This is a genomic window from Rhodococcus sp. NPDC003383, from assembly GCF_053589115.1.
The window spans coordinates 171,367-187,876 of record NZ_JBSFRG010000004.1 but is presented as its reverse complement, the minus strand read 5'-3'; the positions used below and the strand labels follow the sequence as shown (position 1 = coordinate 187,876).

General features: G+C 70.6%; 18 protein-coding genes and 1 tRNA gene. 11 read left to right on the top strand and 8 right to left on the bottom strand.

Features of this window, described 5'->3' with window-relative positions; translation table 11 throughout:
• Window positions 1–54: 54 nt before the first annotated feature.
• From mshC to ACWDTS_RS05810, 5 genes are all read right to left on the bottom strand, one after another.
• Complete coding sequence (mshC, locus tag ACWDTS_RS05830) at window positions 55–1,296, bottom strand: cysteine--1-D-myo-inosityl 2-amino-2-deoxy-alpha-D-glucopyranoside ligase (protein ID WP_450117774.1); 1,242 nt, start codon at window positions 1,294–1,296, stop codon at window positions 55–57.
• 53 nt (window positions 1,297–1,349) lie between these two features.
• Window positions 1,350–2,156, bottom strand: coding sequence for an SCO1664 family protein (locus ACWDTS_RS05825; RefSeq protein ID WP_450117773.1), 807 nt, complete (start codon window positions 2,154–2,156; stop codon window positions 1,350–1,352).
• A gap of 4 nt (window positions 2,157–2,160) precedes the next feature.
• Window positions 2,161–2,748: a DUF3090 domain-containing protein gene (locus ACWDTS_RS05820; protein WP_197251047.1), complete on the bottom strand. Its 588-nt coding sequence runs from the start codon at window positions 2,746–2,748 to the stop codon at window positions 2,161–2,163.
• A 45-nt stretch (window positions 2,749–2,793) separates the two neighbouring features.
• Window positions 2,794–3,495 (bottom strand): histidine phosphatase family protein, encoded by a 702-nt coding sequence (locus ACWDTS_RS05815; protein WP_197251048.1) that lies wholly within the window; start codon window positions 3,493–3,495, stop codon window positions 2,794–2,796.
• Between the two features lie 68 nt (window positions 3,496–3,563).
• Window positions 3,564–4,409, bottom strand: coding sequence for an undecaprenyl-diphosphate phosphatase (locus ACWDTS_RS05810; protein WP_450117806.1), 846 nt, complete (start codon window positions 4,407–4,409; stop codon window positions 3,564–3,566).
• 186 nt (window positions 4,410–4,595) lie between these two features.
• Here ACWDTS_RS05810 and ACWDTS_RS05805 point away from each other — a divergent pair, with 186 nt between their 5' ends.
• The 9 genes from ACWDTS_RS05805 to ACWDTS_RS05765 all read left to right on the top strand — a co-directional run bounded on the left by ACWDTS_RS05805 (window position 4,596) and on the right by ACWDTS_RS05765 (window position 12,936).
• Window positions 4,596–5,534 carry an aldo/keto reductase gene (locus ACWDTS_RS05805; protein WP_450117772.1) on the top strand — a complete coding sequence of 313 codons (939 nt, stop codon included), beginning with the start codon at window positions 4,596–4,598 and terminating at the stop codon, window positions 5,532–5,534.
• Between the two features lie 97 nt (window positions 5,535–5,631).
• Window positions 5,632–6,306, top strand: a complete 675-nt coding sequence (locus ACWDTS_RS05800) for a biliverdin-producing heme oxygenase (protein WP_450117771.1) — start codon at window positions 5,632–5,634, stop codon at window positions 6,304–6,306.
• Entirely contained in the window at window positions 6,303–7,322 is a 1,020-nt protein-coding gene (locus ACWDTS_RS05795) for a heme/hemin ABC transporter substrate-binding protein (protein WP_450117770.1), read from the top strand. Before ACWDTS_RS05800 ends, ACWDTS_RS05795 begins: the two co-directional genes overlap by 4 nt.
• Window positions 7,319–8,404: a FecCD family ABC transporter permease gene (locus ACWDTS_RS05790; RefSeq protein ID WP_450117769.1), complete on the top strand. Its 1,086-nt coding sequence runs from the start codon at window positions 7,319–7,321 to the stop codon at window positions 8,402–8,404. Before ACWDTS_RS05795 ends, ACWDTS_RS05790 begins: the two co-directional genes overlap by 4 nt.
• Window positions 8,401–9,297 carry a heme ABC transporter ATP-binding protein gene (locus ACWDTS_RS05785; RefSeq protein ID WP_450117768.1) on the top strand — a complete coding sequence of 299 codons (897 nt, stop codon included), beginning with the start codon at window positions 8,401–8,403 and terminating at the stop codon, window positions 9,295–9,297. The genes ACWDTS_RS05790 and ACWDTS_RS05785 overlap by 4 nt, the downstream gene beginning before the upstream one ends.
• A gap of 203 nt (window positions 9,298–9,500) precedes the next feature.
• Window positions 9,501–10,511, top strand: a complete 1,011-nt coding sequence (locus ACWDTS_RS05780; protein WP_197255916.1) for an NHL repeat-containing protein — start codon at window positions 9,501–9,503, stop codon at window positions 10,509–10,511.
• Window positions 10,511–10,756: a DUF5703 family protein gene (locus ACWDTS_RS05775; RefSeq protein WP_197255914.1), complete on the top strand. Its 246-nt coding sequence runs from the start codon at window positions 10,511–10,513 to the stop codon at window positions 10,754–10,756. Before ACWDTS_RS05780 ends, ACWDTS_RS05775 begins: the two co-directional genes overlap by 1 nt.
• A gap of 43 nt (window positions 10,757–10,799) precedes the next feature.
• Entirely contained in the window at window positions 10,800–11,864 is a 1,065-nt protein-coding gene (locus ACWDTS_RS05770) for a quinone-dependent dihydroorotate dehydrogenase (RefSeq protein WP_248674835.1), read from the top strand.
• A gap of 109 nt (window positions 11,865–11,973) precedes the next feature.
• Window positions 11,974–12,936 carry a DUF389 domain-containing protein gene (locus tag ACWDTS_RS05765; RefSeq protein ID WP_450108460.1) on the top strand — a complete coding sequence of 321 codons (963 nt, stop codon included), beginning with the start codon at window positions 11,974–11,976 and terminating at the stop codon, window positions 12,934–12,936.
• Between the two features lie 75 nt (window positions 12,937–13,011).
• Here ACWDTS_RS05765 and ACWDTS_RS05760 read toward each other — a convergent pair whose 3' ends face one another.
• On the bottom strand, window positions 13,012–13,554 hold the full coding sequence (locus ACWDTS_RS05760; RefSeq protein ID WP_450117767.1) for a YbhB/YbcL family Raf kinase inhibitor-like protein: 543 nt from the start codon (window positions 13,552–13,554) through the stop codon (window positions 13,012–13,014).
• Between the two features lie 31 nt (window positions 13,555–13,585).
• Complete coding sequence (locus ACWDTS_RS05755; RefSeq protein ID WP_450117766.1) at window positions 13,586–14,938, bottom strand: M20/M25/M40 family metallo-hydrolase; 1,353 nt, start codon at window positions 14,936–14,938, stop codon at window positions 13,586–13,588.
• 119 nt (window positions 14,939–15,057) lie between these two features.
• Here ACWDTS_RS05755 and ACWDTS_RS05750 point away from each other — a divergent pair.
• Both ACWDTS_RS05750 and ACWDTS_RS05745 read left to right on the top strand, forming a co-directional pair.
• Window positions 15,058–15,143 (top strand) — tRNA-Leu (locus ACWDTS_RS05750).
• Between the two features lie 164 nt (window positions 15,144–15,307).
• Complete coding sequence (locus ACWDTS_RS05745) at window positions 15,308–15,490, top strand: hypothetical protein (RefSeq protein ID WP_450108459.1); 183 nt, start codon at window positions 15,308–15,310, stop codon at window positions 15,488–15,490.
• On the opposite strand, the gene yidC is transcribed toward ACWDTS_RS05745, so the two are convergent.
• Entirely contained in the window at window positions 15,478–16,491 is a 1,014-nt protein-coding gene (gene yidC, locus ACWDTS_RS05740) for a membrane protein insertase YidC (protein WP_450117765.1), read from the bottom strand. The two genes, ACWDTS_RS05745 and yidC, sit on opposite strands and share 13 nt — an antisense overlap.
• Window positions 16,492–16,510 lie beyond the last annotated feature (19 nt).

The following is a 16,510-nucleotide window of genomic DNA, read 5'->3' as shown; positions in this document are numbered from 1 at the left end:
CCGCCTCGTGCGTGGTTCTGGTAGCGGGAGCTACCAGAACCACGCACGGGCGCGTCAGCGCAGGGCGATGCCGAGCAGCGCGTCGACCGCGTCCGCGAACAGGCCCGGGGCCGACGCGTCGTCCCCGCCCCGCTCGACCGCGAACGTCGCCCAGCCGTCGAGGGCGTCGAGGGCCTTGGGGGTGTCGAGGTCGTCGGCGAGGTGCTGGCGCAGCCGCGCGAGCACATCCTCGGCGGAGGCGGCCGACTCCAGTGCCGCGGCCCGACGCCACAGCTCCAGCCGCGCCTCGGCGGCGGTGAGCACGTCGGCCGTCCACGCGCGGTCCTGCCGGTAGTGCCCGGAGAGCAGGCCCAGACGGATCGCGGCCGGGTCGACGCCCTCGCCGCGCAGCTTGGAGACGAACACCAGGTTGCCGCGGGACTTGGACATCTTCTCGCCGTCGAGGCCGATCATGCCGGTGTGCACGTAGTGCCGCGCGAAGCGGCGGCCGCCGGTGACGGCCTCGGCGTGCGCCGCGGAGAATTCGTGGTGCGGGAAGATCAGGTCGCTGCCGCCGCCCTGCACGTCGAAGCCGGTGCCGATGCGGTTGAGGGCGATCGCGGCGCATTCGATGTGCCAGCCGGGCCGGCCGTCGCCGAACGGGGACGGCCACGCCGGTTCCCCGGGCCGCTGCGCGCGCCACAGCAGCGCGTCGAGGGGGTTGCGCTTGCCGGGGCGGTCGGGGTCGCCGCCGCGTTCGGCGAAGAACCGCATCATCGTGTCGTGGTCGTAGCCGGACTCGTAGCCGAACTGTTCGGTGGCGTCGACCCTGAAGTAGACGTCCGGATATTCGGCGTCGTCGACGACGTAGGCGGCCCCGGAGGCGACCAGCTTCTCGACGAGCTCGACGACCTCGTTCACCGATTCGACGGCGCCGATGTAGTCGCGCGGCGGCAGCACCCGCAGCGCCTCCATGTCCTCGCGGAACAGCGCGGTCTCGCGCATGCCGAGGACCACCCAGTCCTCGCCGTCCCGGTTCGCGCGTTCGAACAGCGGGTCGTCGACGTCGGTGACGTTCTGGACGTAGTGCACGTCGTGTCCGGCGTCGCGCCAGATGCGGTTCACGAGGTCGAAGGCGAGGTAGGTGGCGGCGTGCCCGAGGTGGGTCGCGTCGTAGGGGGTGATCCCGCAGACGTACATGGTGGCCGTGGCGCCCGGGGTGACGGGACGGACCGCCCGGTCGGCGGTGTCGTACAACCGCAACGGCGGTCCCTGACCAGGGACGGACGGGAGCGCGATATCGGACCAAGACTGCATGGCTGAAGCCTAGTGGAGGCCGCTGAGCGACCCGGAGCGAGGCCGGTCGTCGATCAGAACGCGGGCCACGGAATGCGACGGTCCCCGAGCGGCTTCGGCATGACCGGCCGCGCGAGCAGCGCGGTGATGCGGGCGCGCAGCGCCGCGACCTCGGCGCCGGTGATGTAGGCGCGCAGCTCGTTGCCGAATTCGCCGTCGAGTCGCTGGGCGAGTTTCTCGAGGTCGGTGAGCAGCTCCGGGTCGACGGATCGGCCCGCCCAGCCCCACAGCACGGTGCGCAGCTTGTTCTCCTGGTGCAGGCAGATGCCGTGGTCGACGCCGTAGACACCGCCGTCGAGTCCTTCGAGGGCGTGCCCGCCCTTGCGGTCGGCGTTGTTGAGGATCACGTCGAGCACGGCCATGCGGTTCAGGCGCGGGTCGTCGGCGTGGACGAGCACGACCTCGGCGCCGTCGTAGTCGCGGGCCCGCAGCACCGGCAGCCAGCCGGCGGGTACCGCATCGAGTGGGCACACGTCGACCAGGTCGACGCGGCCGTCGGGGGCCTCGGCCGGGTCGGGGGTGTCGATCCACTGCTGCACCATGCCGGTGCCGAACGGCCCGTCGCGCAGCACGGTCACCGGGATGACGCCCCAGCCGAGCGCCTCGGAGATCAGGTACGACGCGACCTCCCGTCCGGCGAGGGTGCCGTCGGGAAAATCCCACAGCGGACGCTCGCCGCGGACGGGTTTGTAGACGCAGCGCACCACGGTGCCGTCGAGGGTCGCGTCGCACACGAGGGTCGCGTTGCTCGCGTGCACGACACGGCCGACGACGGTGAGTTCACCGCGCTCGAGCACATCTCGGATGTCCGGGATGCTCACCTGGTCAGGACTCCTCACCGAACCAGGATGCCGGATCGAACCCGGGGGTGCGCAGGTAGCCGTTGGTGCGGATGCACACGTGGCCGCCGCCGCCGATCGGTTCGCCGCACAGCGGGCACGGGGTGCGGCCGGCGGAGACGACCATCTCCGAGCGGGCCGCGAACTCGAGGGCCTGCTCGGGGGTGAGGAACACGCGGACCGCGTCGGGTCCTTCCTCGGTGTCGTCGAGCACGACGGACTCGTCGAGTTCGGCCTCGGTGACGGCGAGGAGTTCGACGACGACGGCGCTGGTGTCGGCGTCCCAGCCCAGTCCCATGGTGCCGACCCGGAATTCGGCGTCGATGGGGGTGATCAGCGGGCTGATGTCGATGTCGGGATCTTCGGGCAGGTCGGTGCCGAACCGCCGGTGCACCTCTTCGAGGAGCAGGCCCATGCGATCGGCGAGGATCTTCACCTGCTGTTTCTCGAGCAGGACGCTCACCACGCGGGACTCGTGCACGGCCTGCAGGTAGAACACCCGGTCGCCGGGTTCACCGACCGTGCCGGCGACGAACCTGTCCGGGGTCCGGAACACGTGTATCGCGCGGGCCATCGCACCTCCTCGAGTCGTATGTTTCGAATGAGCCGAACACTGCCATTATCCGCCGGACGTCGCCGTCGTCGGGGGGTCACCGGCCGGGTTCACCTCGCCGCCGGGCACCGATTTCGGGGGGACGGCGAGCCCGGTCAGATCCGGGCCGGTGTCGTTGATGCGGAGCACGAACGGACGCGTCTCGGTGTAGCGGACGACGCTGAGCGAGGCCGGTTCCGCGACGATCCGCTGGAACCCGTCCAGGTGCGTGGCGAGCGCGTCGGCAAGGACGGATTTGATGACGTCGCCGTGACTGCACGCGATCCACACGACGTCGCGGCCGTGCTGTTCGGTGAGCCGGGCGTCGTGTTCGCGGACCGCGGCGACCGCGCGGGCCTGCACCTGCGCCAGCCCTTCCCCACCGGGGAACACGGCCGCGGAGGCGTGCTGCTGCACCACCTTCCACAGCGGTTCGCGGACCAGTTCGGACAGTTCCCGGCCGGTCCACTGCCCGTAGTCGACCTCGGCGAGCCGGTCGTCGACGAGCGGGGTCAGGCCGCGGTCGGTGGCGAGCGGAGCGACCGTCTGTTGGCAGCGCAGCAGCGGCGAGTGCACGATCTCGGTGATCTCCAGGCCGGCGAACCGGGCGATCAGACCCTTGGCCTGGATGTGTCCGAGTTCGTCGAGTTCGACACCCGGAGAACGACCGGCCAGCACCCGCGAGGTGTTGGCCGTCGAACGTCCGTGCCGCAGCAGGATCACCGTCATGGAATCCAGCCTAATGGGCCACCCGCACCCGGGCAGGTCACGGCGCCGCGCGGGGGCGCGCCGCGCGGTCAGGTCGCGGAGATCACCCCGGTGCCCAGCAGGGCGAGCACGAGGACGCCGAGCAGGATGCGGTAGCCGACGAACCAGTACATCGAGTGGTTGGTGACGAACCTGAGCAGCCAGGCGATCGCGGCGTAGCCGACGCCGAAGGCGATGACGGTGGCGACCAGCAGCTGCGGCCCGGACGCGTTGAGGCCCTCCCCCGCGGGTTCGAACGCGTCCGGCAGGCTGAACAGCCCGGAGGCGACGACGGCGGGGATGGCGAGCAGGAACGAGTAGCGGGCGGCGGCCTCGCGGTTGAGGCCGAGGAACAGGCCGGCGGAGATGGTGCCGCCGGAGCGGGACACGCCGGGGATGAGGGCCATGGCCTGCGCCGTGCCCATGACCAGGCCGTCGCGCAGGGTCAACTGCTCGATGCCGCGCTTCTTGGAGCCGTAGTACTCGGCGGCGGCGATGACGGCGGAGAACACGATGAGCATCGTCGCGACCAGCCACAGGTTGCGGGCGACGGTGCGGACCTCGTCCTTGAGGACGAATCCGAGAATGCCGATGGGGATGGTGCCGAGCAGCACGTACCAGCCCATCTTGTAGTCGTGGTCGGCGCGCAGTTCCTTGTGGAGCAGGCCACGGAACCAGGCGAGGAGGATGCGCCAGATGTCGCGGGCGAAGAACACCAGCACGGCGGCTTCGGTGCCGAGCTGGGTGACGGCGGTGAACGAGGCGCCCGCGTCGGATCCGAAGAACACCTCGGAGACGATGCGCAGGTGTCCCGAGGAGGACACCGGCAGGAATTCGGTCAGCCCCTGGACGATGCCGAGCACGATCGTCTGAATCCAGGTCATGGACTCGCCGATCATGCGACGATCTCCGCACGGGAGTGGGGGCAGCGGCACAGGGGGCGATCGAATCTCACTCGGGGCACAGTACGCGGCGCGCCTGGCCGACTTCGGGACCCTCGCGGCACTAGGGTGCGTGCCAGGGCGAGGAGTCGCGGTTGCGGCCCGGCGACCCGATCGGACGGTCACGAAACGCGGGCGGTTATGGAACAGAGAACGGTGGGAGCGAGCGGGCTGCGCGTCTCGCGGCTCGGTTTGGGCACCTTGACCTGGGGTCGCGGCACCGACGGGGACGAAGCCGCGGCGCAGCTGTCGGCGTTCGTCGATGCCGGCGGCACCCTCGTCGACACCTCGCCCGCGTACGGCGACGGCATGTCGCAGCGGATCCTCGCCGAGTTGCTCGACGACGTGGTGCCGCGCGATCGGCTGGTGTTGTCGGGCAGTTCCGGGATCGACACCTCCAAGCTCCGCGAGGGACGCGTCGACTGTTCCCGCGGTGGGCTGCTGACACAGCTCGATGCAACCCTGCGGGAGCTCGGGACCGATCATCTGGATGTGTGGCAGGTCGCCACGTGGGATCCGCAGACACCGGTGGACGAGGTGGCGGCGACGCTGGAGTACGCGATCACCAGCGGCCGCGTGCGCTATGTCGGGGTGCGCGGCTATCTGGGCTGGCAGCTCGCGACCGCGGCGTCCGCGGCGACGCGGGGTGCGCGTCTGGTGAGCACCCAGGTCGAGTACTCGTTGCTGGCTCGGGGCGTCGAGGAGGAACTGATCCCGGCCGCGACCTATCACGGCGCTGGGGTGTTCGCGGCGGTGCCGCTGGCCGGGGGCGTCCTCACCGGCAAGTACCGCAGCGGGATTCCGGCCGATTCGCGCGGTGCCGACGAGGTGCACGCGGAGGAGGTTCGTCACTATTTGACCGATTCGGCGGTGCGGGTGGTCGATGCGGTGGTCACCGCCGCGGACGGGTTGGGCACCTCCCCGCTGGCGGTGGCGCTGGCGTGGGTGCGGGACCGGCCCGGGGTGGCGTCGGCGCTGGTCGGCGCCCGGGATCTGGCGCAGCTGACCGGGGTTCTGGTCTCGGAGGAGCTGGAGTTGCCGGCGGCGATCGCGTCCGCGCTCGACGATGTGAGCGCCTGAATCCGCTGTCCCGGAGGGAATCCCCTCGGTCGCACAACCCAAGAAAGTTAGGATACCCTGCTTTCGTAGGTTCGGGTTGCCACAGCAGGGAGAGCATATGACCGCCACCGAGGTTGCCGGGTTCGCCGAGCGCATCAAATCCGGAACTGCCGCGGAACACAGCGAGACCGAGAATTCGGCGTTCGTCACCGAACTGCTCGGCGGGCAGCTCAACACCGCCGGGTACGCCGCCCTGCTGGCCCAGTCCTGGTTCATCTACGAGGCCCTCGAACGGATCGGCGCCGGCTATGCCGACGACCCGATCGTCGGCCCGTTCCTCGCCGACGAGCTGCTGCGCACCGCCGCGCTCGAGGCGGACCTGCAGTTCCTGCTCGGCGACGACTGGCGCGCCACCGTGGCGCCGCTGCCCGCGACCGTGCGGTACGTGCAGCGGCTCGAAGAGGTCGCCGCGACCTCCCCGGAGGCGTATCTGGCGCACCACTACCTGCGGTACCTGGGCGATCTGTCCGGTGGTCAGATCATCCGCCGCATGCTCGAGCGCGCCTACGGGTACGAACGCGACGGCCTGCGCTTCTACATCTTCGACGACATCCCGAAGACGAAACCGTTCAAGGACGCGTACCGCGCGAAGCTCGACGCCGCCCCCTTGGACAGCGCGCAGCAGCAGGCGGTGATCGACGAGGCGAACCTCGTGTTCGGTCTGAACCGCGACCTGTTCGCCGATCTCGGCGCCGATCTCGACAGCTACCGGGTGGCGACCCCGCAGTCATGAACCGCCTCCGCCGTAACCTTCTGTCGCTTCTGCTCCCGCTGGTGACGGTGCTCGCCGTCGCCGGATGCGGTGCCGCCGACGAGTCCGGGTCGGCGCCGGCCACCGGGGCGCGCACCGCGGTGATCGCCGACCGGGATCCGCGGCCGATCGCGGAGAACCCGGTCCCGACGCTGCCCGTGACGGTCCGCAGCTTCGACGGGGTCGACGTCACCGTCACCGACGTCTCGCGCATCGTCACCGCGGACCGCTCCGGCACCCTCGCCCAGACCGTGTTCTCCCTCGGTCTCGGCGACAACGTCGTGGGACGGTCGACGGCGAGTTTCCCGGCGTCGGAGCATCTGCCCAATGTCACCCCGGGCGGGCACGGCCTGAACGCCGAGGCGATCCTGGCGCTGAATCCGACGGTGGTGCTCACCGACTCGTCGATCGGGCCGCTGGCCGTGCAGGAGCAGTTGCGGGCCAGCGGAATCCCGGTGATCTTCGTGGACCCGACCCGCACCCTCGACACGGTCGCCTCGGGCATCGAGACGGTCGCGGCGGCGCTGGGGGTGCCCGAGCAGGGTGCCGCGCTGGTGCAGCGCACCGAGGAGGAGATCGCCGTGGCTACGGCGTCGATTCCCGCGGACCATCCCGAACCGACCGTGGCGTTCCTGTATCTGCGGGGCTCGGCGATCAAGATGCTCGGCGGTCCGGGCTCCGGGGCAGACGCGTTGATCGGCGCGCTCGGCGCCCGGGACGCCGGCACGGTCGCCGGACTCACCGCCGAGTTCACCCCGATCACCAGCGAGGCGATGATCGCCTCCGCACCGGACGTGATCCTGATCATGACGCACAGTCTGGAATCGGTCGGCGGTCCCGACGGTCTCGCGGCGTTGCCCGGCGTCGAGCAGACCCCCGCCGGGAAGAACCGCAGCATCATCGACATGGACGATTCGGTGCTGCTCAGCTTCGGTCCCGACACCGGCAAGGTCCTGGCCGCGCTCTCCGACGCCCTGTATCCGCAGGTCCAGGAATGACCACGGTCACCGACAGTACCGCGACGCCCGGAAGCACGAAGGAGGCCGGCGCCCGGCGCAGCACCCTGGTGTTCGCCGGGCTGACCGTCGCGCTGGTGGTGCTGGCGCTGGTGTCCGCGTGCCTCGGGCAGGTGCCGACGTCCCCGGCCGAGGTGGTCGGCAGCCTGCTGCACCGCCTCGGACTGGATGTCGGGCCGATGCCCGCGCACCCGGCCGGCGATGTCGCGTTGTGGCAGGTGCGGTTCCCGCGGGTGGTGCTGGCGATGCTCGTCGGCGCCGCCCTCGGCTGCGCCGGCGCGCTGCTGCAGGGGGTGTTCGCCAATCCGCTCGCCGAACCCGGCGTCATCGGTGTGTCCTCCGGCGCGGCGGTCGGGGCCTCGCTGGTGATCGTGCTGGGCGGCGCGTTCACCGCCGGCTGGGCGTTGGCCGGGGCCGCGTTCGTCGCCGGCCTGCTCACCACCGCCCTGGTGTACGCGCTGTCGCGGTCGAACGGGCGCACCGAGGTCGTCACGGTCATCCTCACCGGTGTGGCCGTCAACGCCGTCGCGGGCGGGCTGATCGCGCTGTTCACGTTCGTCGCGAACCCCGCCGCCCGCGACCAGATCGTGTTCTGGCAGCTCGGCAGCCTCGGCGGCGCGACCTGGGAGATCGTGTCGGTGGTGGCGCCGCTGACGTTCGCCGGGATCGCCGCGGCCATCGTGCTCGCCCCGAAGCTCGATCTGCTCTCGCTCGGCGAGTCCGTGGCCCGGCACCTGGGGGTCGACGTCGAACGCGTGCGGCAGGTCGCGATCGTCATCGTCGCGGTGCTGGTGTCCGCGGCGGTCGCGTTCACCGGCATCATCCTGTTCGTGGGCCTGGTGGTGCCACACCTGATGCGGATGGCGCTCGGTCCCGCGCATCGGCGGCTGATCTGCGCGAGTGCCGTGTGCGGGGCGGTGACGCTGCTCGCGGCCGACCTCGGCGCCCGCACCCTGGTCGCGAACGCCGATCTGCCGTTGGGCATGCTCACCTCGCTGATCGGCGGGCCGGTGTTCTTCTGGATGCTGCGCCGCACCCGCGCGAGCCAGGGAGGGTGGGCATGAGCCGTTCCCGCGTGTTCGGCCGGTGGCGCGACGACCGGCAGGTCCCGGAACGCTCCGGGCCCGGAGCGGTGACGATGCGCGCGACCGGGGTGCGGCTGCACCGCGGCGACCGGCAGATCCTGCACGACGTCGACGTCGAGGTCCGGGCCGGGGAGGTGCTCGCGCTCGTCGGGCCGAACGGCGCGGGCAAGTCGACGCTGCTGGCCGCGCTCACCGGTGATCATCCGATCTCGGGCGGCCGCGTCGAGGTCGACGGGCGCCCCCTCGAGGAGTGGGCGCCGGTCGCGTTGGCGCGGCGCCGGGCGGTGCTCCCCCAGCAGCACACGGTCGGGTTCCCGTTCACCGCCGTCGAGGTGGTGCGGATGGGCCGGTCGGCGTGGGCGCGCACCGCACGGCAGGGTGACGACGACGCCCTGGTCGCCGCGGCGCTCGCCGAATGCGACGTCGCGCACCTGCAGGATCGTCCGTTCCCGGCGCTGTCCGGGGGTGAACGTGCCCGGGTCGCGTTGGCGCGGGTGCTCGCGCAGGACACCGAGACGCTGCTGCTCGACGAACCGACCGCGGCCCTGGATCTGGGGCATCAGGAAGCGGTGATGCAGGTGGTGCGGGCCCGCGCCGATCACGGGCACGCCGTGGTGGTGGTGCTGCACGATCTGGGGCTGGCCGCGGCCTACGCCGACCGGGTGTGCGTGCTCGAACGCGGCCGGGTCGTCGCGGACGGGCCGGCCGGTGAGGTGCTCACCGAGAAGTTGCTCAGCCGCGTCTACGCGTATCCGGTGCAGGTGGGCAGCGACCCGACGACCGGTACTCCCCTGGTGCTGCCGCGGCGGGACCGGCCGGGTCCCTCGGTGGCGGCCGCCGGCCGAGCCGGCAGAGGCGGCACCGCCGGCTGAGCCGGCAGAGGCGGCACCGCCGGTTGAGCCGGCAGATTCGGCACCGCCGGCTGGGCTCGGTTCGCGTCGCCTCGGTCACATTCGGCGGGTGCCGTGCCGAGGCGGCTGCGGTGCCGCCGCCCGGATCAGGAAGACTGGAGCGAGGCGCGTCTCCGATCGGGGCGCGCGCGTGGGGTCGACGGGTGACAGCGAGGAGCAGCGAGATGGGTAGACCGGCAGTACGTGCGACCGCGGTGGTGGTGGGACTTGCGGTCGCTCTGGTCGCCGGCTGTTCCTCCGATACCGATGCGGAGAAGGTGCCGACCCGCGAACCCGCGACCCCGATGGCCGCCCCCGAGACCACGACGCCCCCGGCCGGGACGGTGCAGCAGGTCGGGACCGGCGTCGAGGCGCTCGCGCAGGCGCCCGGCACCGATGTGCTCGCCGCGCTCGTCGACGACGGCACCCGACTGCTGCTCACCGGCTCCGCCACCGACAGCGAGCCGCGCCCGGTGCAGCTGCCGCGGGACGCGGTGACGGTCCTTCCCGGACCGGACGGTCAGGTCCTGGCGCCCGCCGCCGGCGCGGTCCTGCGCGTCGACGTCGACTCCGGTGAGGTCGCCGAGGTCCCGGTGGACGGGGATGCCACCGCGGTCGCGGTGCTGCCGGACGGTCGCTGGGCGGTCGGGACCGCCACCGGCACCACCTACGTTCTCGATCCGGCCTCCGGGGCGGTCGAGTCCACTATCACCGGTCTGGTGTCGGTGGATGTGCTCGTCGCGGCCGGCGACGACGTGGCCGCGCTCGATCGGCGCCAGACCTCGATCACCGAACTGAACCTGAGCGACGAACGGCTGCGGATGGCGCTGCGGGCCGGGGAGGGTGCCGCCCAGATGATCTCCGATCCGTACGGCCGGGTCGTGGTCACCGACACGCAGGACGACGAACTGCTGGTCTACACGCTCGATACGCTCGTGTTGCGGCAGCGCTACCCGAGCGGGCCGGGCCTGTACGGGGTCGCGTACGACGAAGCGCGGGATCTGGTGTGGGTGACATTGACCGGAAGCAACGAGGTTGTGGGCTACGATCTGTCGACCGGGATCCCGAGAGAGAAGCAGCGCTTTGCGACGGTGCGGCAACCCGACTCGGTGTCCGTCGATTCGGACGATGCGGTGTTGGTGATCGGCTCGGCGACCGGTGACGGCTTGCAGCGGATCCCGATCGGGGGTGAGTGATGGCAGGAAGCCGGTTCACGCGACTGCCCGTCGACTGGGACACCAGCAACGACGCCTACGAATACGTGCCGCTGCGGTTGCCGCCGGACGTGTCACGGGTCAGTGCGTCGATGCGGTTGGCGATCTCCGCCGAGTTCCACGGCTGGGAGCTGAGCCGGGTGCGGCTGTACCCGGACGGGAGCCGCCGCGTGCTGCTGCGCCGCCGCAAGACCGATCACCACGTGCCCGAACCGACCGTTCGTTGACACCGACCCCGGACCGCCTCGGCCGGGTTTGCAGGGAGTTTTCGTGTATCGCTATGTCCTGAAACTGATGTTCCTGCTGCCGCCGGAACGCATTCACCACCTCGCGTTCCTCGCGATGCAACTGGTGACGCGTTTCGCGCCGCTGCGGGTGCTGGTGTCGAAGATCCTCGTGGTGGACGACCCGGTGCTGCACAACACCGTGTTCGGGGTGCCGTTCCGGGCGCCGCTGGGGCTGGCCGCAGGGTTCGACAAGGACGCCACCGGCGCCGACGTGTGGGGCCCGCTCGGGTTCGGCTTCGCCGAGATCGGCACCGTGACCGCGCAGGCCCAGCCGGGCAATCCGGCGCCGCGGCTGTTCCGGCTGCCCGAGGACCGCGCGCTGATCAACCGGATGGGTTTCAACAACCACGGCGCCGGCGAGGCCGCCAACCAGCTGCGGCAGCGGCTGCGCACCGTGCCGATCGGCGCGAACATCGGCAAGACGAAGATCGTGCCTGCGGGCGAGGCCGCCGCGGACTACACCGAAAGTGCCCGCCTGCTCGGTCCGCTCGCGGACTTCGTCGTCGTCAACGTCTCCTCGCCCAACACCCCCGGTCTGCGGGACCTGCAGGCCGTCGAGTCGCTGCGTCCGCTGCTCGCGGCGGTGCTCGACACGGTGACCGTGCCGGTGCTGGTGAAGATCGCGCCGGATCTGTCGGACGAGGACGTCGACACGGTCGCGGATCTGGCGGTCGAGCTGGGTCTGGCGGGCATCGTCGCGACCAACACCACCATCCGGCGCGACGGTCTGCGCACCGACCCCGCGCGAGTCGAGGAGATCGGCGCCGGCGGCCTGTCGGGTGCGCCCGTCGCCGATCGCTCCCTGGAGGTGCTGCGGCGCCTGCACAAGCGGGTCGGGGACCGGCTGGTGCTGGTGTCGGTGGGCGGCATCGAAACGGTCGAGCAGGCGTGGGAGCGGATCCTCGCCGGCGCGTCGCTCATCCAGGGCTACACCGGGTTCATCTACGGCGGCCCGTTCTGGATGCGCCGCATCCACAAGGGTCTGGCCCGCAAGCTCCGGGCCTCCGGCTACGCGTCGATCGCCGACGCGGTCGGCGCCGCCAACTGATCGCGCCGCGCGCATGCGGGTGGCGGCCTCGTCCGTGCGTGGCCGCCACGACGCCGGGAGCTGAGCCGAAAGGGCGGGCGACGACGCCGGGAACGGGGACACTGGCCCCATGCTGCACCTGCGCATCCTGTCGCCGAGCGAGCTGACCGAGGACACCGTCCGCATCCTCCGCGACGAACCCGGAGTCAGCGGACTCGCGGTGATACACGGTGCCGCGCTGCGCCCGGTCGGCGACATCGTGCATGCGGACGTGGCGCGGGAGGTGACCAACGACCTGATCGAGCAGCTCCGGGCGATCGGGTTGCACCGCAGAGGCACGATCGAGATCGAACCGGTACATGCCTGGCTCTCGCGCAGCGGGTTCGACGCGGAGTTGCGTACCCCGGGGAGCAGCGCCGACGCCGTCGTGTGGGCGGAAGTCGCGCAGCGTTCCTACGAGGACGTCGAACTGAACTGGACCTACCTCAGCTTCATGACGATGGCCACGCTGCTGGCCGGCATCGCGATCGTCACCGACTCGCAGGTCCTGGTCATCGGTGCGATGGTGCTCGGGCCCGAGTTCGGTGCGATCGCCGCGCTCGGCGTCGCCCTGGTCAAGCGGCGCTTCGTGCTGCTCGCGACGGCGGCCCGCACCCTGGTGGCCGGGTTCGTGGTGGCGATCGCGGTCACCGCGGTGGCCGCGCTCTCCGCTCGGCTGCTGGGCTGGATAACGCTCGACGACATCACCGGTCCGCGACCGGAGACCGATTTCATCTACACACCCGACAAGTGGTCGTTCCTCGTGGCCGTGATCGCAGCGGCGGCAGGGGTACTGTCCCTGACGTCGTCCAAGCTGGGCGGATTGTCCGGGGTGTTCATCTCGGTGACGACGGTCCCCGCTGCGGGCAACGTCGGCGTCGGTCTCGCATTCGGCGCTGCCGAAGAAATCTGGGGCAGCACACTGCAACTCGCCCTCAACCTGTCCGGAATGGCGCTGGCGGGCTGGGCGACACTGGCCGTGCAACAGGTGGCGTGGTCCCGGGTGTCGGTGCGTCGCTTCCGCGCCCTCGATCGCCGCCGCCGGATGCTGTGACCGCACCCGGCCCGGTGCGTGCCCGGCGTGGTTCGACGCCGGGCACGCACCGGGTGGTGGGTCGTCGAGCGAGTGTCACTTCACCTCGTAGGTGCCCGTCAGCAAGGCGCGGGCGATGGCGTGCCCGAACACGTTGAAACCGAGGAACGCCGGAGTGGAGTCGGCGGTGAGCCCGTCGATCGTCTCGACGTCCAGCGCGTGGACGGCGACGATATAGCGGTGGTAGCCGTGACCGGCCGGCGGGGCGGCACCGATGAAGCCGGGGGCGCCGCCGTCGTGGCGCAGGGTGACCGCCTCGGCGGGCAGGCCCTCACCGCCGGCGCTGCCGGCGCCGGCGGGCAGCTCGGTGACGGTCGCGGGGATGTTCGCGACGGCCCAGTGCCAGAAGCCGGACGCGGTCGGGGCGTCGGGGTCGAACACGGTCACCGCGAAGCTCTTCGTCTCGGCGGGGAACCCGGACCACGACAGCTGCGGGGACACGTCGCCGCCGCCCGGGATCCCGAACGCGCCGCTGGCCTGCGCGAGTTTCCACTCCTCGCCCTCGGCGAAGTCCTCGCTGGTCACCTGGAACGTGGGCAGCTTCGGGAGAAACTCGTACGGGTCGTAATCGAACGCCATCGGGGGTCCTTTCCTCGTGGGGGACGGATCTTCAGGAATGCAACAGGAAGTGTTCCATGACACGGGTCCCGAATCGCAGAGCCTCGACCGGGACACGCTCGTCGACTCCGTGGAACAGCGCCGCGAAGTCGAGCTCCGGCGGCAGCTGCAGCGGCGCGAACCCGAAGCACCGGATGCCGAGTTTCGCGAACGACTTGGCGTCGGTGCCCGCGGACAGCATGTACGGCACGGTCCGGCCCAGCGGATCGTGCGCGAGGATCGCCGCGTTCATCGCGTCGACGAGGTCACCGTCGAAACTGGTCTCGTAGGAGTCGAGGCTCGTGATCCATTCGCGGGTCACGTCCGGGCCGATCAGTTCGTCGACGGTGCGTTCGAACTCGGCGAGCCGGCTGGGCAGGATGCGGCAGTCGACGACGGCCTGCGCGGTCTGCGGGATGACGTTGGCCTTGTAGCCGGCCTGCAGCATCGTGGGGTTGGCGGTGTCGCGGAAGGTCGCACCGATGATGCGGGCGATGGACCCGAGCTTGGCGAGGGTGCCCTCGATGTCCGGGGAGGCCGGATCGAAATCGATACCGGTTTCCTCCGACGCCGCGGCGAGGAACTCGGCCACCGAATCGGAGATCACGAGCGGGAAGGTGTGGCTGCCGAGCCGCGCGACGGCTTGCGACAGGATCGTCACCGCGTTCTCCTCGTGCAGGAACGAGCCGTGCCCGGCCCGGCCCTTGGCGGTCAGCCGCATCCAGCCCAGGCCCTTCTCGGCGGTCTCGACGAGGTAGAAGCGGCGCTCTCCCCCGTCGCGGCGGGGCACGGTCAGCGAGAAGCCGCCGACCTCTCCGACGGCCTCGGTGACGCCCTCGAACAGGTCGGGGCGATGCTTGACCAGCCATTGGCAGCCCCAGAGGCCGCCGGCTTCCTCGTCGGCGACGAACGCGAACACCAGGTCGCGGGGCGGGACGATGTTCTCGGCCTTGAATCGGCGGGCCACGGCCAGCATCATGCCGACCATGTCCTTCATGTCGACGGCGCCGCGACCCCACACGTAGCCGTCCTCGACCGCGCCGGAGAACGGGTGCACGCTCCAGTCGGCGGGTTCGGCGGGCACGACGTCGAGGTGACCGTGCAGCATGAGGGCGCCGCGGCTGCGGTCCGCACCGGGCAGCCGCGCGAACACGTTGCCGCGGCCCGGCTGACCGGACTCGACGTATTCGGTTTCGTATCCCACTTCCTCGAGCTGCGCCGCGACCCACTCCGCACAGGCACGTTCACCGCGGGTGGTCGCCGGGTCGCCGGTGTTCGAGGTGTCGAACCGGATGAGCTGGGAGACCAGGTCGACGACCTCGTTCTCGGCTCGGGACGGGGTGTGGGCGCTCACGTGTTCGGCCATGCCTGCATGTCTACCACCGCGGGTCCGCATCTGTGCAGGTGAAGGGGGCGATTTGGGCGCGTGGACGCGGTGGGTTACTCTTTCACAGCACCCACGGAGAGCGGGTGCGAGACAACTGAGTCCGAGTGGCGGAATGGCAGACGCGCTAGCTTGAGGTGCTAGTGTCCTATTAACGGACGTGGGGGTTCAAGTCCCCCCTCGGACACTCCAACGAGGTCACGAACCCGACAGGGATCGTGACCTCGCTTTCGTTTCCCGGACATCTGCTTGCCGGACTTCCCCGACTCCGGATGCCGAAAATCCGTTGCCCCCTGTGTCGTAGCTGCGCTCTACTGTGGCGTTCGTTTCGAAGCACGAGGGGGAAAGAAGATGGCCGCAACGATTCGGCGCGCCGACGGCACCGGCATCTACGGGCCGGGCAAGCTGTCGGACGAGCGCCTGCAGCACGAGCTGGCGCTGCGTCGCCGCGCGCAGCGCATTCCGTCGCGTCGCCGCCACGACGGGAAGGGCGGTCGACGGCAGCAGCGCCGCGCCGCCGCTCAATCCTGGTGACGCAGTTCCGCTTTCTCCGCCGGCGGTGAGTTCGAGGAGCGACGATCGAGATCTGTCCGGCTCAGCGGCGGGTCGATCACCTCCGGGACCTGCCCCACCTCCGGACGCGCATCGCGTGCAGTGGCATCCACCCGCCGCTGCTCGTCGCGGCGCCGCTGTGCGGCGGCGTCCTCCCGCTCGAGGTGGGCGTAGACGATGCGCTGCTGGACGTAGGTCCAGATATTGTTGCTCACCCAGTACAGCAGGATCGCGATCATCAGGACCGGGCCGCCGACGAGGGCCCCGAGCGGGAACACCCACAGCGTGATCTTGTTGATCACGGCGGTTTGCGCGCTCGCCGCGACCACCGGGTCCTGTCGTGCCACCGATGCCCGCGCGTTGAAATGCGTCGCGAGGCTCGCGATCACCATCAGCGGAAGTGCGACGGTCGCGATCGCGCCGGCCGTCGGAATGCCGCCGAAGTGGACGAACGACGCGAGCGTGCTCTCCGGGGTGGTGATCGCGGCGGAAATCGGCGCACCGAAGAGGCGGGCGCCGAGGAAGGACTGCACGTCGGTGGCGCTGAACACGTAGTTGGCGGTGTGGGCGTTCTCCTCTGGGGTCATGCCGAGCTTGCCGATCCCGGTGCCGGTGCGGTTGAACGAAGCCAGCACGTGGCACATACCCAGGAACACCGGACCCTGGAGCAGCGCGGGCAAGCAGCCCATCAAGGGGTTGAAGCCGTGTTCCTTTCGGAGCTTCTGCATTTCCGACACCAGGCGTGGGCGGTCGTCGGAGTACGCGTGCTGCAGGGCCTTGATCCGGGGCCGGAGTTTCTGCATCTGCCGGGCGGTCCGGATCTGCCCGATTCCAGGTTTCAGCAGGACCAGGCGCAGAGTGAACACCAGGAAAATCACGGCGAGCGCCCACGCGACGCCGTTGTCGGGGCCGAGCACCGCGCCGAACGCGTTGTGCCAGAACCACAGGATCGCGGACACGGGATAGTAGACGAAATCGAGCATCGAACACCTTCCGGCACGA

Bases quoted from the DNA above. Each gene is read 5' to 3' on its own strand.
- ACWDTS_RS05780 (WP_197255916.1), top strand. From the start codon at position 9,501: ATGGGTAGACCGGCAGTACGTGCGACCGCGGTGGTGGTGGGACTTGCG.
- ACWDTS_RS05820 (WP_197251047.1), bottom strand. From the start codon at position 2,748: ATGGCCCGCGCGATACACGTGTTCCGGACCCCGGACAGGTTCGTCGCC.
- ACWDTS_RS05765 (WP_450108460.1), top strand. From the start codon at position 11,974: ATGCTGCACCTGCGCATCCTGTCGCCGAGCGAGCTGACCGAGGACACC.
- ACWDTS_RS05755 (WP_450117766.1), bottom strand. From the start codon at position 14,938: ATGGCCGAACACGTGAGCGCCCACACCCCGTCCCGAGCCGAGAACGAG.
- ACWDTS_RS05805 (WP_450117772.1), top strand. From the start codon at position 4,596: ATGGAACAGAGAACGGTGGGAGCGAGCGGGCTGCGCGTCTCGCGGCTC.
- ACWDTS_RS05745 (WP_450108459.1), top strand. From the start codon at position 15,308: ATGGCCGCAACGATTCGGCGCGCCGACGGCACCGGCATCTACGGGCCG.
- ACWDTS_RS05800 (WP_450117771.1), top strand. From the start codon at position 5,632: ATGACCGCCACCGAGGTTGCCGGGTTCGCCGAGCGCATCAAATCCGGA.
- ACWDTS_RS05785 (WP_450117768.1), top strand. From the start codon at position 8,401: ATGAGCCGTTCCCGCGTGTTCGGCCGGTGGCGCGACGACCGGCAGGTC.
- ACWDTS_RS05815 (WP_197251048.1), bottom strand. From the start codon at position 3,495: ATGACGGTGATCCTGCTGCGGCACGGACGTTCGACGGCCAACACCTCG.
- mshC (WP_450117774.1), bottom strand. From the start codon at position 1,296: ATGCAGTCTTGGTCCGATATCGCGCTCCCGTCCGTCCCTGGTCAGGGA.
- ACWDTS_RS05795 (WP_450117770.1), top strand. From the start codon at position 6,303: ATGAACCGCCTCCGCCGTAACCTTCTGTCGCTTCTGCTCCCGCTGGTG.
- ACWDTS_RS05775 (WP_197255914.1), top strand. From the start codon at position 10,511: ATGGCAGGAAGCCGGTTCACGCGACTGCCCGTCGACTGGGACACCAGC.
- ACWDTS_RS05790 (WP_450117769.1), top strand. From the start codon at position 7,319: ATGACCACGGTCACCGACAGTACCGCGACGCCCGGAAGCACGAAGGAG.
- ACWDTS_RS05760 (WP_450117767.1), bottom strand. From the start codon at position 13,554: ATGGCGTTCGATTACGACCCGTACGAGTTTCTCCCGAAGCTGCCCACG.
- yidC (WP_450117765.1), bottom strand. From the start codon at position 16,491: ATGCTCGATTTCGTCTACTATCCCGTGTCCGCGATCCTGTGGTTCTGG.